Genomic DNA, 14,998 nt, shown 5'->3' with positions numbered 1-14,998 from the left:
TTTAGTAATTTGACCATGAAAAGTCAGCAACCAGCTTCTTTAAAAATCGATTTAGTTGTTCTAGGCTAAACATATAAGTGCATATAAGCACACATAAAAAGTATCCAATTAATGATAATAAAAAACCATGACATTTGAAGACAAGCTACAAGCCTATATCCAGCTAACCCGTTTTGATAAGCCAGTCGGCATTGAGCTGCTATTATGGCCAACGCTTTGGGGCGTACTACTTGCTGCAATGGGTCAAGCGCAGCAGCAAGGAATGACGGCAGCGTTGCCAAGTATCAAGGTGTTCGCGATATTTGCCCTTGGTGCAATATTTATGCGAGCGGCTGGTTGTGCGATTAACGACTTTGCTGATCGTAAAGTAGATGGTCATGTGACTCGCACTAAAGGTCGCCCATTAGCAGATGGACGCTTATCTGGCAAAGAAGCCGTTTTTGCATTTTTAATACTGGTGCTGTTAAGTGCCAGTCTACTATTTTTCTTGCCTATAGCTGTATTCTACTGGTCGCTTGGTGCTGTTATGTTGGCGTTTATTTATCCATTTATGAAACGCTATACGCACCTGCCACAAGTATTTTTAGCAGCTGCTTTTGGGTGGGCAATACCGATGTCCTATGTGGCCGTGCAAGGCGCTCCTGATATATGGGGCTGGCTGCTATTCTTAGCTTATATGTGTTGGACAGTGGCTTATGATACGCAGTACGCCATGGCTGATCGTGAAGATGACTTAAAGATTGGCGTGAAATCAACGGCGATACTGTTCGGTCGTTATGATGTGATTATCATCTCGATACTCCAAATGCTGTTTTTGCTAATGATGGGTGTGGTTATGTGGCATTACTTTGCTCCGACCACGTTAGGTGTAACGCCAGTATTCGGATTGGCGCTAGTCGCAATGATGTTCGCCAAACAAAACAGCGCTTGTGCCAGTCGTAACCCTTTAGCTTGCTTCCAAGCATTCTTGGCTAATATCTGGGTAGGGCGCTATGTCTTTGCTCTTATAGCAGTCGCTTGCATATGGACAACGTTAAATGGATAAGTTCGATAAATTGCAAAGATTCAAATCAAAGAAACTGTCTGATACGAATGCGTCTGTCGTAGACTATCAAGCAAAACTTGCAGAGCATGGTCTGACGCGCGATCAGGTCATTGCAACTGAACGTAAGCTAGCAAAATTTGCCAATACCATGGATTCACTAGTACGAGTGCCTTTTACCAAGCAAGGAATGGGTGCTGATGCCGCGCTTTCGACCATTCCACTAGCAGGAGATTTGGCAGGATTGGCATTGACCAGTTATGCATTTATATTAGGACGTCAGTTAGGTGTGCCTGCTCATAAAATGACACCAGCGGTTAGATTGGCATTTATTGATATGGTCGTTGGCATCGTACCTGGCATTGGTACGCTATTAGATATTTTTATTCGTCCTAGTCGTAAGACACTGGGTATCGTGCACGAGCATTTACACCATGAGTATGGGATTACCGAAACCATGCATATGGATCGACCGTTTTTGCATCAGTCATTAGAAGACAAACAGCAGCAAAGCCGCTTTGGGTTTTTTTGGCGCAATCCAATCGTTGCTGGGCTGTATTTGCATATCCCTGACTTTCTTGGACTGCTGGTCATTGTGTTTGTCGGTTGGGGGCTATGGACGGTGATAAGCTGGCTGGTCGGGATGTTTGGTTAATCGACTGGGTTTGGTTAAATACAATAACTTATCACTCATTACCCACTACAAAGCTCAGTAGAGACAAGAAAGTACAGAGTAAGTCACAGAAAGGAAAAAGGCGGCAACGATAATAACGTTTGCCGCCTTTTTTATGGTTTCGAGTAGAGTATTGAAACAGCAGGCGAAGCAGGTTTTATTCAGTGATTACCTCTGCTTCAGCACTGACAGCATCAAAGCTAGTGGTCTTATTGTCTTGGATAAGGTCGATAGTGCCACCACCAGCATGACTGACGAGTTGGATACTGCCATCAGCTGATTGATAGGTAGGATTATTGCCTTGGCCTTCAGGCGCGCTTAATGTCATTTTTGGCTGGTTGGGACGAGTAACGATAGCGTTGAGCATGCCAGTTGCCGACGTCTCAAAGACTACAGACAAACTCTCACCTGTTGCACTTTTATAACGGACATCAGTGATTTGTGCACCTTTGATAGCTTGTTCTGGGTTAGGTTTTTCAGTGCTATCATTTGCAGTGGGCGCAGTATCACCAAGATCTTTATCTAACTCTGTTAAGCTCATATCACGTTCTGAACCAGCATCAGTTTGCGCTACATTTTGAGCGTCATTGGCATTGCTGTATTCGGTGTCATCAACGTTAATATTAGTCGTTACTGGCGCGGTTTGCGTAGAAGTTTCAGCTGCAGTTTTATCAGTTGTTTCAGGTTCTGAATCTTTTTGACAAGCAGTAAGTAGCAATAGACTAAAGAAAATAGCAGGAGTTGTACGATAAAGCAGTTTAGATTTTCGTAAGTTTAGTATTTTTGAGAAGGGAGTATTCATAATCAGCTTTATCCGTTAATGGCGCTCTACGTAGATGTGACAATTTGCAAGGGTCAACCTGCTATTCATTGACAGTATATTATTACGTATTTACTGTAATCACCAGCTTACGCTGCCCACCATATTTTTGAAAGTCTCTGTGTTCACATAAGTAAATACCTTGCCACGTACCCAATCCTAACTCACCATCGACAAGCGGAATAGTCAAACTTACCCCAAGCATCATGCTTTTAAGATGAGCTGGTAGGTCGTCTGAGCCTTCTAAAGTATGGCGATACTCTGGCTGATCTTCTGGCGCGATTTTATTGAGCCAGTCTTCTGTATCTAGTCTGACATCTGGATCAGCGTTTTCATTGATTGCAAGACTGGCTGACGTATGTGGCAAAAACAGATGAATCAACCCCACATTGTCAGAGTGAGGTAACAGCTGAGAAACTGCTTCTCTAATCCTCGGAGTGATAATATGAATGCCACGCGCATAGGCAGGTAGTGTAAGAGTGGTTTGGTGGTAAGACATGAAAACCTCATTTTATTTTTAGACTATCGATTGCCATACCGCTATCTTTATAGACATCATTCAAATAGCGATGGCTAGCAAGTAACTTATCGACGACGCCACCTTGGCTTTGCGTATTGAGCTTTTGTGCAAAGTCTAAAATCGTGCCCAGCTGGTCTAGCACTATGCCATAACTGGTACTTTGTTTTTCCACATCAATAATGACCGTCTTTGCGTAATGTTTATCAAGGCTTAAGTAGTCAGTAATCAACTCTGGAACACGCGTGCTAATAAATTTGTTGAGGGTGAATAGCTGTGTTTCAGTAATTTCGCTGTGATGAGTCGATTCATACTGTTGCCCAATATCATCCATTATTGCTCGAAACGTTTGAGGGACTTGCTCATTGTAGAGCAGTTTGATGAATGGATGTTGAGCTGAGAAGCTAATAACACTTACAGAGTTATCTTGTTCATACATAGCATCTTTTGTTACTACGGGTACTTTCTGAGATTGAGTAGTATGAAGGCTTGCTGCTTCTAAGTACTCTTTATGTCGCCTTATAGAGTCAGTTTGTGTACGTTTCGAATTTTCTTTCATCACGAAAAAAACGGGTACAACAAGAATAAGGCTAAGTAAAACAAGCAAGCTAAAAAAAGACATGTCGGAGCTCTGTCATTGAAAATGCTATTGGTTATTAGAAATGATTTTGTACTACAATATAACATGCTTGTGTTATGTTAAAGCAAAACATAGTTTGATAAAAAAACGTATTGCGCCACAGAGTATATGCTTATTTTTAATTAGGAATAAAAATGAATAACGACACGATTGCTAAGAGTCAGTTAACTGCTTATAAACCAACAACCGCTTATGTTGGGACATCTTGGGCAGTAATGTTGGTTGGTGTTGTTGCCTATTTACTTGGGCTATGGAATGCACAAAGCATGTTGTTAAATGAAAAGGGCTATTATATAGCGGTGCTCGCTCTCGGTCTTTATTCTGCCATTAGCCTACAGAAAACGCTACGTGATCGTAGTGAAGGTATCCCAACAACAAATATGTATTACCTAATCAGTTGGGCAGCACTAGGGTTATCCATTGCGCTTATTGCAATTGGTCTCATGTATGCAGGGGGACTGAGCCTAAGCGAGAAAGGGTTTTATATGATGGCGTTTACGATGAGTTTGTTTGCAGCGGTTACTATTCAAAAAAATACTCGTGATGAAGCGCAAATACGCACATTAACCGCACCTTCGATTTCCGACGATACTAAGAACAGTGCCAAAATTGCTCATCAAGCATCACGCGAATCTGATGCTAGCAAATCGCTATTTGGTACCGTTAAGTCTAAAATGGATGATAGAGACTAACGTGCTTGATCATCGACACTCCAGACAATAAAGCAACACTTTTTAAATAAGACGCTTTTTAAACGAGCGGTATCTGCAAACGTGTACGATTGGGTGATAGACGAGCTAGCATGGCTTCTGAAAGTGGTGCAAATGATCCTAGCATCATATCTGCTAATGCTTCAGCGCAAACAGGTGCTAACGCATAACCTTTTGCGCCCATCGCGCTTATGGTCCATATCCGTTGGCTATTTACTAATTGTCCAACGATAGGATGGTAGTCAGGCGTTTGAGTGCGAATGCCAGCTCGTCCTTGCCACAGGCTTGTATCCTTCGGAATAATAGAGGCCATCTCAGGAATAGCAGTGATGAGCTTGTCTCGACTAATCTGATGCTCCTCATCACGTATGTCTGTACCTATGTCATTACGGATAAAGCTCGCGCCAAGCAATAGATATGGCTTGTCAGCGATTATTGTGTTTAACTCATTATCCCCAGTCTGTGCGTTGAACAGCGCACAATAGCCACTATATTTAAGCGGTATTTTGGGTAGCTTTGTGAGTTGCTCTGTCGAGGGACTAAACCAAGACAGCTGTCCACGAATCTTACGACAATCAAAAATACGCTCATCCAATTGATGACTTTCAAAAGCCGCGCAAATGACGATATGATCAGCTGTTATTGTGACAGACTCTTGGTTTTTATTAATACCTTCGATATGAGCTTGCTGCTCAGTTTCGTTGATTTTATTCACTTCTAATTGCTTAAAACGAATGAGTGGATGAGTCAGTATGATATCTTTTAGTGCTTGTGGACTGACCAGACCAGACTGTGGTAAATACAAGTTTTCTGCTAGGTTTTGCTCTTTTAATCCACTGGCAATCTGAGCTTGCTCATGAGATAACGTGGTCGCCATTTCATCAGGGTAGTCTGCAATTTGTTCCGTACCGATATTGGCTTTTATGAGCAAATCAAGGGCGCCAGTTGGTTCAAGCACTGGTGCTGTATTAAGCTGTATGGCTGTTTGATTGAGGTCTCGATACAGTCTGCTGCTATATAAATAACCTATGGTATGTAGATGCTCGTCAACATGGTGGATCGGAGTCATTTTGGGTGCGAGCAGTGCTCTAGGATTACCTGATGCACCTGCTAAGGGCGCTGATTTATCTAGTAAAGTGACATTTATACTACGATTGGCAAGTGACCAGGCTGTTAGCAAACCTGAAACACCTGCACCAATAACGACAACATGCTCAAATGTGCTATAAGTCGTTTCCTGCTTCGCCTCGTGATGGTTGTTGTCATTAGCGAGGTTACTGCTTTTTGCATTAGCCATAACGGCAGTTAGCATTTCTCGCTTTCGACCAAAACCTCTGACTTTTTTAATCTGAAAGTCATGCTCTCTTAGCCCACGCTTAACGATACCAGCACAGCTATAAGTAGCGGCAGTCGTATCAGGGCGTGATAAGCGCTGCATTTGTGCAAAGATACTGTCAGCCCACAAGGTACTATTGCAAGAAGGCGCAAAACCATCCAAAAACCAAGCGTCAACATATGGCGTATGCTGGTTAGAATGGTCTAATGCCAGTTTGCTGAGACTGTCTGCTGCATCACCAAGCCACATATCGACAGTTAAGTTATCATAAGAAAAACTTAAACGATGACAGCCTGCAATCAGGGGCGGATATGCAGCCAAAAGCGGCTGAATGAAATCCATCAGCTCAGGCGCTCGCTCGCCCCATAGCGCAAGTATCTGCGTTAGATCTGCCAACGGTATAGGGAATTTTTCAGTCGTAATAAAGTGCAGGCGAGCCGTTGCTAACTGAGGATTGGTTTCACGTAGTTGTCGCCACAATTGCCACGTCGCTAGTAGGTTTAGCCCAGTTCCAAAGCCAAGCTCGGCAATCGTAAAACATTGCTTTGGTGCAAGTTGTGCCAAACGCTCTGGTAACTGATTGTGCTCTATAAACACGTGACGCGTCTCTGCCAAACCATCCGCATGAGAAAAGTAAACGTCCCCAAACTCACCTGATACTGGCACCATATTACCAGTATCATCCGATTGCCAGTCAATCTTGGCAGGCGTGATAACATTTAAGTGTTTAGGGTTTTGAGGATTGGCGGTAGACATGAGGCGCTTCTTAGAAATATCAGTAACGGTAGCTTAACGATTAGCAGTGACAGATCAATGATATCGACATTTGGTCAAGAGTAGCGCAGTAACTTAATATAAATCAGCGATAGCAAAATCTACGCTACCAACGCTCACGACGAACAAATACTAACCACGAGACAAAAATGCCAACTAACAAACTGATCAAAACGGTAAACGCGCCGTATAGAAACAATTGTCCTTTACTTTCGTAAACTAGGACATTGACTTGGGTCTGTAAATCGTTCACTTGACGCTGCAGTTGTGCGTTACGGCTGAGCAGTTCTTGATTGGCAGCTGATAACGCTTTAGTAGATGGTTGCAACTGTGCCGCCAAAGTATCATTAATATCTAGCGCTGAGTTATTTGTTGGCAAAGCAGACGGCGCTGTTTGATCAGTCACTGGTATCACTGCTGTTGGGTCGGTAGCATCAACAGCAGGTGCAGCGTGAGCTGAAATGGCTGTCATTAACATCAGACCAATCAGACCAATTTTGTAGCAGCAGTTGTGTAAAAAAGAGACACTTTGAATCACGATGCAGCTACTTGATTATCAATATCAGTTGGTGCTGGCAATGCTTGAACAAATGGTTTGATATCGACATGACTATACACACCATCGCGTAAGTAAGGATCATCGTTTGCCCAAGCCTGAGCCGCTTCGATAGAGTCAAAATCCGCAATAATTAAGCTACCTGACATATCGCTCTTATCATGCTCGATAGGCGTTGGACCTGCGATAACGAGACGACCCTGTTGATGCAGTGCTTTTAGGCGTTCAATATGTTCAGTACGAGTAATTAGACGTTGTGCACTGCTATTAGCCACGTCATGACCAATGATGGTAAATAAAGACATGAGACTTCCTTAGTGAATAATAAAAAAGTAATAATGAGCTTATATGGGCTTAATATAAACGCCATAGCGATAAAGTTGTGATTCCTGCTATGACAGGGCAGTAGGAGCTATTTAGCAGCTTTGTCTGTAAGCGCAGGGTTGAGATGCTTCTTTAGTACAGCAAACTGAGCCACGACAAATACAAGCATAATCGGAATCCAGCCATAGGTTTTAAAGTTAATCCATGCTTCATCTGACATTGTGAACGCTGTGATATAATGTAGTACACCCATTAGGGCAAAAAACAGCGCCCAAGCAACAGTCAGTTTTTTCCAGCCGCTAAGGGTCAGGGTAAATACCTCTTTCATCGCAAGCTGCATCAATGGCTTGTTAATTGCGGCACTAACAAATAGTGTTAATGCAAAAATACCATTGATAATGGGTGACTTCCAGCGCAAGTAAATATCATCACGCAGCAGTAATGTGCCGCCGCAGAATAGAATCGTTAATAATAAGACAACCCATTGCTGCTTATCAAACTTACCTTTTTGACGAATAAAATGAATGGCATAAACGATAATAGTAGCGACGAGCAAAGCTCCAGCTGCTGCTAAAATACCGTTATAACGCGCCGCGATAAAAAAGGCAATTAAGGGAATAAAGTCTAGTAATGCTTTCATAGCAAAGGATATGTCCAACAAAAACGTATGGGGTAGTTTACACGTCTACTGCATCAAAAAAAAGCAATCAACACGATAATCATGCGATATACGCAACCTACATAGTAATACTTTCTTATTGTGTCTGGCGACTATGCTACCGGCCAAATACAGCAGTGATAATTACTAAATCTATAGAACTATTAAGGCAGGTCAGAATACTCATAATAGTAATAACGACTACCTGCTACCTAACGCTTATTTTATTTAACACTTTAAGGCTTATCTTATGAAAATTGACTTACATTGCCACAGTACTTGTTCAGATGGAACTTATGCACCGACCGAAGTAATACAACGTGCTCATGCAGCGGGAATCAACGTATTGGCATTGACTGACCATGATACATTGGCAGGGATTGATGAGGCGAGAGACGCTGCTAGCGCTTGTGATATGCAAATTATTAATGGCGTTGAGATTAGCTGTGAGCATACATTAAGCGGTGGTTATGGGAAGAATAAATCTACCAACAAAATCATCCATGTACTTGGACTGGACTTTACTGATCGCGAAAAAATGCATGCAACGCTGCAGCAACTGCAAGACAGTCGAGCGACTCGTGGTCAGCGTATCGTCAAAAAACTAAGTGAACTATTAGATATCAATTATGATGAGCTATGGCAGGCAGTGCTCGATAAGGCGGGTGGTAACCCACAAGCAGTCGGACGCGCCCATATTGGGCAGGTATTATTTGAGCGCGGTGAAGTCAAAACCGTTCAAAAAGCCTTTGATAAATACTTGGCGGATAATAAACCTGCTTATGTAGCAATTGAGGCGTTGACGATGCAGTATGGTATCGAATTAATCCATGCCTGTGGCGGTAAAGCAGTGCTCGCACATCCTACGCGCTATCAACTATCAGCGACACGCGTGCGTAAACTGATAGAAGAGTTTGCACAGCTTGGCGGAGATGCTTGTGAATTACCAGCCGCTAGTGAGCCGATTAGTACGCGAAGAATGGTTGATCGTAGCATTGCTGAACATAGTCTTGCGGCATCTATTGGTAGCGACTTCCATGGTAGCAATATGCCTTGGCGACGCTTGGGCGATGTCCCTATTTTGAATGATGACCAACAAGGAGTTTGGGAGTCTTTTGCAACGCTTGCTTAGTGAGCAAAATCCGTTTTTTTATAGTTATCCCTAGTAGTGATAGAGTCCTGTTCATTACAATGAACAAGGTCTAAGGTTAAGACTTAAATACAATTACATTTATAGAGAAAATATTGGGAAATAAATGCATAAAATAGATTGATAATAAGGGCAGAACTTGCAACACTTGATATAGAAACCTCAAAGCAAATAATATACTTTTGCTTTGATTTTAGTACTTATGTCTTCAACCTATTCACACCTTTTAATGTATTTATATTCTTTGCGGTAGCCCATATATGGCTGTATCGATATCCCATCTAGGTTACAAAAAAATCTCTCAAATGATTTTTGAGTGGCAGGCTGCTGACAGAACATCGCTGATGGCTCTATTTATCGTGTTAGAAGTGTCATTGCATTGGCTATGGTGCTTGTATGTCTGGTGGCAGCAAGATGCATTAAATACCTATGTAAATATGCACTATCTATATCCATTATGGCTCGGGATAAGCTTTGTCGGACTGTTCTTTTTATGTATGGTCAAAGGCTTGTTTCACTCAAGCAACGATGACGAAGTTGTTTTATGTAGATGGCAGATAGCTTTAGTTTTGGTATATACCGCTTACATTTCTACTGTTATTGTGATGATAGGGTACAGTAGTTTGTTTGCGGGCGTGTCGCTCGTCGGTGGTGCTATGCTAGGTATGATGTTGATCAAGCGCCGCTACGCTTGGCGTATGTTCTGGCTACATATTATTTTAATGTTATTGGCTATTATGTCTCCTTACTGTGGTATTAGCCTGCCTAATTTACGCCAATTGACTGTCATTCATCCCATGCTTGAGAGTCATAATTATTTAATTCACAACGAGATTATGGCTACTGAAAATGCAGTGGCTGCGTTAGCCTTTAAGAATAATATCTTAAATTGGGATAGTATCAGCCAGCTACAGCGCTCATCCGTATTTTTTTGGCGGTCGACTCATTTGTATTTAGCATTGCCAAAAGCGATTTTTATCGTTTATATGTTTCGTGCTTTGCTATTGGTGTTAGATGATAGTCGGTTTGAGACCCTGCGACATGCTAATCAGGATGAGCTTACTCAGCTTAAAAATCGCCGCTACGGTCTGAAGAAAATGAAGTATGCTTTGGCAACAGTACGAGAGCAACAAGACTTAAGCGTCATGCTCTTAGATTTGGATTGGTTCAAGCAGATTAATGACAACTATGGTCATGACGTAGGTGATCAGGTTTTGATTGAAATCTCACAGACGTTATCGCAATCATTAACGAATAAGACAATCATCAGCCGCTATGGTGGTGAAGAGTTTTTGGTTGTGTTGCCAGATACGAAGCATGATAGTGCTATGTTGATAGCCGAACGATTGCGCCTAAATATTGCTGAACATGTTATGAAGATTGAAGGTCTGGCTGATTTCAATGTGACAGCAAGCTTTGGATTATATACTTTAACTCACGAAGAGCGAGCTTGTATTGTCCAAGGGTATGAAACGATCATACAGCAAAAGACCACAGCTCGAACGTCGCCCTTCATTAAACCGATTGCTACTCAGCGCGCGGAAAGCCAAATCGCCTCAATGCAAAAGCTGCCTAGTGATATCTGCCAGCGTTTAATCAGCACTGCGGATAAAGCTTTGTATGAAGCGAAACACCGTGGTCGTAATCAAGTGGTCAGTGCTAATGAAATGTGGGCCGAAAAAGAAGGCGGTAAGCAATCGCTTTATAAAAACCGTTAGCCTTTAATAAATAGCCATACTGATAAAACTGTACAAGCGTTATCGGTATGGCTTATATTCTATTGATTAGTCCAACTTAGACGCCAGTTTAATGCCATCAATACACTAAGTGCTGTACTAAGCTTGCAAGCACACTGGTGGCAAAGCTACCCGTAGTCAAAGTAAAGTTTAATACCAGCGTCTGATCATCTGACCATTCCCATGTTAACGCTTCGATAGGTAAGCGTAGCGCACGTCGCTGTGCTTTGATATCGCGCTGCTCTAATCCCGTTGCTAGTTGCATAAGTAGTGGACTGTGTTGTACTACCTCGGTCTCTAAACCTGCAGCTCTACCAGAGACCTTGTCGTTGCCCGTGCCCCATAGCACCGCAGTTGGATGGATGTCACCACTATCAATACGAGCACGTAATGTATTATCTAGTGTTTCACTGGTGAATATCGATCCTGAGCCGTCCAAGTTGAACACTTCGCCAGCTAGCCCTGTATTCCAGCTACCGTCACGAACCCGTGACGCTAATATTTCATTAAATATCAAACTACGTGCAGCAGACAACTCCATCGTGTTTTGCTCGCGCGGCGCACGTTTACGTTTGCTCTTTTTTGGTTGCGGGCGTTTTTCTGGCACTGGACGTGCAAATAATCTCAAGGCTTCTCTAACATTATTACCATTACGTCCAAAACGCTGTGGACCAAAATAATTGGGTACGCCATTTTCACCAATGTGCTTCAAATGCTGCTTGACGCGTTGCTTAGCAGATAATGATTGCTCAGATGATGCAGTGTTTTCGTCACTAACGCTCGCAAACTGAATATCGCGTAAAGTAATAACAAATTGATTAGCACGGTGCGTACCGCGATTGAGTTTTTTATTATGCCAGTGCTGCGCAAGGATAGTGACAGACTCGTTTGCACCAATGTCCACTGTTGCAAACTCAGCAGGTGGTAATTGCTTTTTTGGTATTCGCAAACTAAACCACTGGGTCGTCAATGCATGACGGTCTTTCAACCCCGAGTAGCCAACATCACGCAAGGGAATATCTGCCCACTCTGACAATAGCTTTGCCAGATAAACAGTATTCATGCCTGACTTTTCGATATGTAGCCATAGATGCTCACCTTCGCCAGTGAAATCTAATGGCAATAGCTCATTGACGATAAAGTCAGTCGTCTTGGCTTTATAAGTCGCTTGCTTTATGGGCTGCAAGCTTGGCTGTGGTAACTTCTCGGTATCTGTAATAGCGGTGATATCAATATGAGCCAGATCAGTTTGCTCACTGGCATCTTGATTAATAGCGACCACTTGGCTATCTAAACTGACTTGAGAAGTGGTAGTTATTTCGTTTTGATTATCTTGAGAAGTCATAAGGTCGTCTTTTATTTTGTTTATTAATAATGATGAGCAGTAAAAAGAACGCGGAAAGCAAAGTTGCATAATTACGTTTTGCAACGCAGCAAACATACAAAAAAACATCGTGTGCGAGGCGCTCTTGCTACTATCAATGTATAGCATATTAAAAATAATAGGATAAGTTGAATTTGTCTGGTGGTTACGGTCATTTTCAACCTACTGTCATTAGACATCATTATAGCTGTTAAGGAAGCATTATGACCAAGGCGATGATCAATACAGTCACCATCAGCAAAGCGGATATTCAAAGTGGTGGCATGAAATCTTACAAGCAAGACGACGATAGTATCATTTTAATCACTCGTGATGACGATGAGTTCCGAGCATTTGATGGTAAGTGCCCCCATGCTGGTGCAGATTTAGGTAACGGTCTGCGCTGTGGCAATCGAGTAGTCTGTCCTTGGCATCATGCGAGTTTTGATACTAGCGACGGGTCACTACTAGAGCCGATCGCAACAGAAGGTTTGACTCAATATAAACTCACTCATGATGGTGACAGTTTGATGGTTGATACCTCAGCTGAGGTAACGGGGCAGGTCGAAAATGACAAGTTAACTGATACTCATACTATTATCGTTGGTGGCGGCGGTGCAGGATTTATGACGGCTGACCAGTTGCGTCAGGGTGGTTATGGCGGCAAGATTACGTTGATTAGTAAAGATGAAAAAGCACCTTATAATCGTCCATTGTTATCTAAGGCGTTTTTGGCAGGAAACATGGATGAAGATAAGTTGCTGTTAGGCGGTGCTGATTGGGCGAGTAGCAACAATATTGAGTTACGTCTAAACCAGACGGTCAGCGAAGTAATCCCTAATGAGGCGACCATCGTCGTAGAATATAAAAATGGAAATAGTGAACGGCAGACTGCAGATTTTCTAGTAGTGGCTACTGGTGCATCGCCTGCCATTCCGTCTATTACTGGGGCAGATGTTGATGGCGTCTATACATTACGCAGCATGGCAGATGCCAAATTGATTAAAGCGGCCAGTCATGATCAGCGTGTGGTAATCATTGGTACAGGGTTCATCGGTATGGAAGTTGCCTCTGCATTAGCGCAGGCAGGTACGACCGCTTCTATCACAGTAGTGGGTCAAGACAATCGCGTGATGGGCAATATTGTCTCAGAGACTGTAAGTAATGCATTAATTAAGCTACATGAAGAAAAGGGCATAAACTTTGTATTTGATGCAACTGTCAATGAAATTACCAAAGTTGACCGTCAAGTGGATAAAGATGAAGATGAAGATGATCAGGCTTTTTCAGATGTAGGCGGTGTCACGCTGGCGAGTGGTGAGCATATTGATGCTGATATTGTGGTCTTGGGTACTGGTGTGTCTCCACGTACCGAGATATTGAGTGAAGTTAATGCTCCAGATGGCGTACAAGTTGATGCGCATCTACAGTTGCGTGATGGCGTCTATGCGCTAGGCGATATTGCAAAAGCTAGCAACCAAATGGGCCGTATGCGTATTGAGCACTGGCGCGTAGCTTTGCAGCATGGCATGGTCACGGCAGCTGCGATATTAGGGGATGATGATGTCGAGTCGTTAGAGGCACGCATTCCTTTCTTCTGGACCATGCAGTATGGCAAGAGCCTACGCTATAGTGGTCATGCAGCGACACCTGAGTTCAATATCTTATTTGGTACGCCAGATACGCTTGACTATATCGAATACTATTTCGATGATGAAGGCGAGAATACGCGGGCTAGTGCAGCAAGTACGCTTGGACGTGACAAAGAGTTGGTCGCGTTTTCTGAGCTATTGCGCCGTGGTCACGCGCCGACACGTGCGCAGCTCAATGCAGGATTTAATATGATTGAGCAAGCACAGGCGTTATCGCGCTAGTACTATTAAGCAATACGTATTAATATTTAGGCTGGCTTAGGAATCTAAGTCAGTTTTTTTATAGTCAAATCCATATAAATCCGCTACATCGTCATCCTCGCTAAGTATACTCATGTATAACTTGCACTCGGTTTTCTTGTATCGAAATTATTTGAATTCAACTATACGTAGATAAAAAAGGAAGAATTATAATATGAGCGACGATAATATAAAAAGCAGCAATATGAACGTAGATTACTTTGACAAAGAGTCGGTATTTCTACGTGAAGCGACATTGGATGATATTGGCGCACTTGAGCAGTTGTTAAATTGCTGCTATCGGGAGATAGCAGGCTGGACCAACGAAGCCGATTTGATAGGTGGTATTCGAACTACATCAGCCGAGCTGGCTGCCGTGATTAATGATCCTAATCACTATTACTTCGTTTATCCGAAAACAACAACGGGCGACCGTGACGGAGAAGAAATAGGTGAGATATTTGGTTGTATCGCTGTTGATATCAAAACCGATGCTAACTCAAATAAAAAAGCTTATATCGGTATGTTTGCGGTGCATCCTGCGCTACAAGGAAAAGGCGTAGGCAACGTGATTTTACAAGCGGCTGAGACTTTTGCAAATCGTCATTTACAGTCCCTGAATCAGCCAAGTCGTCTGACCATGTCTATTTTAAGTCATCGTCCTGAGCTTTTGGCTTACTATCAGCGCCGTGGCTATCAATTAAATGGCAATAAAATGCCGTTTCCAAACGATGGTAATAATGGTGAACCAAAGCGTGATGATTTAGAGCTATTAGAACTAGAAAAAATAGTTAGTTAATCAGGTGA

Annotated in this window: 15 protein-coding genes; 7 read left to right on the top strand and 8 right to left on the bottom strand. The window is 42.7% G+C overall.

Features of this window, described 5'->3' with window-relative positions; all coding sequences use genetic code 11:
* Nucleotides 1-127: 127 nt before the first annotated feature.
* Both ubiA and ACT3QR_RS04255 read left to right on the top strand, forming a co-directional pair.
* Nucleotides 128-1,045: a 4-hydroxybenzoate octaprenyltransferase gene (ubiA, locus tag ACT3QR_RS04260; RefSeq protein ID WP_444520152.1), complete on the top strand. Its 918-nt coding sequence runs from the start codon at nucleotides 128-130 to the stop codon at nucleotides 1,043-1,045.
* Nucleotides 1,038-1,697, top strand: a complete 660-nt coding sequence (locus ACT3QR_RS04255) for a DUF4112 domain-containing protein (RefSeq protein ID WP_444520151.1) — start codon at nucleotides 1,038-1,040, stop codon at nucleotides 1,695-1,697. The genes ubiA and ACT3QR_RS04255 overlap by 8 nt, the downstream gene beginning before the upstream one ends.
* A 175-nt stretch (nucleotides 1,698-1,872) precedes the next feature.
* On the opposite strand, the gene ACT3QR_RS04250 is transcribed toward ACT3QR_RS04255, so the two are convergent.
* The 3 genes from ACT3QR_RS04250 to ACT3QR_RS04240 all read right to left on the bottom strand — a co-directional run bounded on the left by ACT3QR_RS04250 (nucleotide 1,873) and on the right by ACT3QR_RS04240 (nucleotide 3,674).
* The gene (locus tag ACT3QR_RS04250; RefSeq protein ID WP_444520150.1) at nucleotides 1,873-2,517 is read right to left on the bottom strand and encodes a hypothetical protein; all 645 of its coding nucleotides are present in this window, start codon (nucleotides 2,515-2,517) and stop codon (nucleotides 1,873-1,875) included.
* A gap of 82 nt (nucleotides 2,518-2,599) precedes the next feature.
* Nucleotides 2,600-3,034 (bottom strand): secondary thiamine-phosphate synthase enzyme YjbQ, encoded by a 435-nt coding sequence (locus tag ACT3QR_RS04245; protein ID WP_444520149.1) that lies wholly within the window; start codon nucleotides 3,032-3,034, stop codon nucleotides 2,600-2,602.
* A gap of 7 nt (nucleotides 3,035-3,041) precedes the next feature.
* Nucleotides 3,042-3,674, bottom strand: a complete 633-nt coding sequence (locus ACT3QR_RS04240; RefSeq protein WP_444520148.1) for a hypothetical protein — start codon at nucleotides 3,672-3,674, stop codon at nucleotides 3,042-3,044.
* A gap of 152 nt (nucleotides 3,675-3,826) precedes the next feature.
* Here ACT3QR_RS04240 and yiaA point away from each other — a divergent pair, with 152 nt between their 5' ends.
* Nucleotides 3,827-4,384, top strand: coding sequence for an inner membrane protein YiaA (gene yiaA, locus ACT3QR_RS04235; RefSeq protein WP_444520147.1), 558 nt, complete (start codon nucleotides 3,827-3,829; stop codon nucleotides 4,382-4,384).
* A 58-nt stretch (nucleotides 4,385-4,442) separates the two neighbouring features.
* Here yiaA and mnmD read toward each other — a convergent pair whose 3' ends face one another.
* From mnmD to ispZ, 4 genes are all read right to left on the bottom strand, one after another.
* Nucleotides 4,443-6,494 carry a tRNA (5-methylaminomethyl-2-thiouridine)(34)-methyltransferase MnmD gene (gene mnmD / locus ACT3QR_RS04230; protein WP_444520146.1) on the bottom strand — a complete coding sequence of 684 codons (2,052 nt, stop codon included), beginning with the start codon at nucleotides 6,492-6,494 and terminating at the stop codon, nucleotides 4,443-4,445.
* A 124-nt stretch (nucleotides 6,495-6,618) separates the two neighbouring features.
* A complete protein-coding gene (locus ACT3QR_RS04225; protein WP_444520145.1) occupies nucleotides 6,619-6,984 on the bottom strand; it encodes a hypothetical protein in 366 nt (121 codons plus the stop codon).
* A gap of 62 nt (nucleotides 6,985-7,046) precedes the next feature.
* Nucleotides 7,047-7,373 (bottom strand): YciI family protein, encoded by a 327-nt coding sequence (locus ACT3QR_RS04220; protein WP_444520144.1) that lies wholly within the window; start codon nucleotides 7,371-7,373, stop codon nucleotides 7,047-7,049.
* Nucleotides 7,374-7,480: 107 nt separating this feature from the next.
* Nucleotides 7,481-8,032, bottom strand: a complete 552-nt coding sequence (gene ispZ, locus ACT3QR_RS04215) for a septation protein IspZ (protein ID WP_444520143.1) — start codon at nucleotides 8,030-8,032, stop codon at nucleotides 7,481-7,483.
* Nucleotides 8,033-8,300: 268 nt separating this feature from the next.
* Between ispZ and ACT3QR_RS04210 the strand changes: the two genes are divergently transcribed.
* Nucleotides 8,301-9,182 (top strand): PHP domain-containing protein, encoded by an 882-nt coding sequence (locus ACT3QR_RS04210; RefSeq protein ID WP_444520142.1) that lies wholly within the window; start codon nucleotides 8,301-8,303, stop codon nucleotides 9,180-9,182.
* A 278-nt stretch (nucleotides 9,183-9,460) separates the two neighbouring features.
* A complete protein-coding gene (locus ACT3QR_RS04205; protein WP_444520141.1) occupies nucleotides 9,461-10,918 on the top strand; it encodes a diguanylate cyclase in 1,458 nt (485 codons plus the stop codon).
* A 97-nt stretch (nucleotides 10,919-11,015) separates the two neighbouring features.
* Here ACT3QR_RS04205 and truD read toward each other — a convergent pair whose 3' ends face one another.
* Nucleotides 11,016-12,281 (bottom strand): tRNA pseudouridine(13) synthase TruD, encoded by a 1,266-nt coding sequence (gene truD, locus ACT3QR_RS04200; RefSeq protein ID WP_444520140.1) that lies wholly within the window; start codon nucleotides 12,279-12,281, stop codon nucleotides 11,016-11,018.
* 242 nt (nucleotides 12,282-12,523) lie between these two features.
* On the opposite strand from truD, the gene ACT3QR_RS04195 reads away from it, so the two are divergent.
* Both ACT3QR_RS04195 and ACT3QR_RS04190 read left to right on the top strand, forming a co-directional pair.
* Nucleotides 12,524-14,173 carry an FAD-dependent oxidoreductase gene (locus ACT3QR_RS04195; protein WP_444520139.1) on the top strand — a complete coding sequence of 550 codons (1,650 nt, stop codon included), beginning with the start codon at nucleotides 12,524-12,526 and terminating at the stop codon, nucleotides 14,171-14,173.
* A 193-nt stretch (nucleotides 14,174-14,366) separates the two neighbouring features.
* On the top strand, nucleotides 14,367-14,990 hold the full coding sequence (locus ACT3QR_RS04190; RefSeq protein WP_444520138.1) for a GNAT family N-acetyltransferase: 624 nt from the start codon (nucleotides 14,367-14,369) through the stop codon (nucleotides 14,988-14,990).
* Nucleotides 14,991-14,998 lie beyond the last annotated feature (8 nt).

This window comes from Psychrobacter sp. AOP7-B1-25 (assembly GCF_052376195.1).
Classification (GTDB): Bacteria; Pseudomonadota; Gammaproteobacteria; order Pseudomonadales; family Moraxellaceae; genus Psychrobacter.
This window is presented reverse-complemented; position numbering and strand designations above follow the sequence as displayed.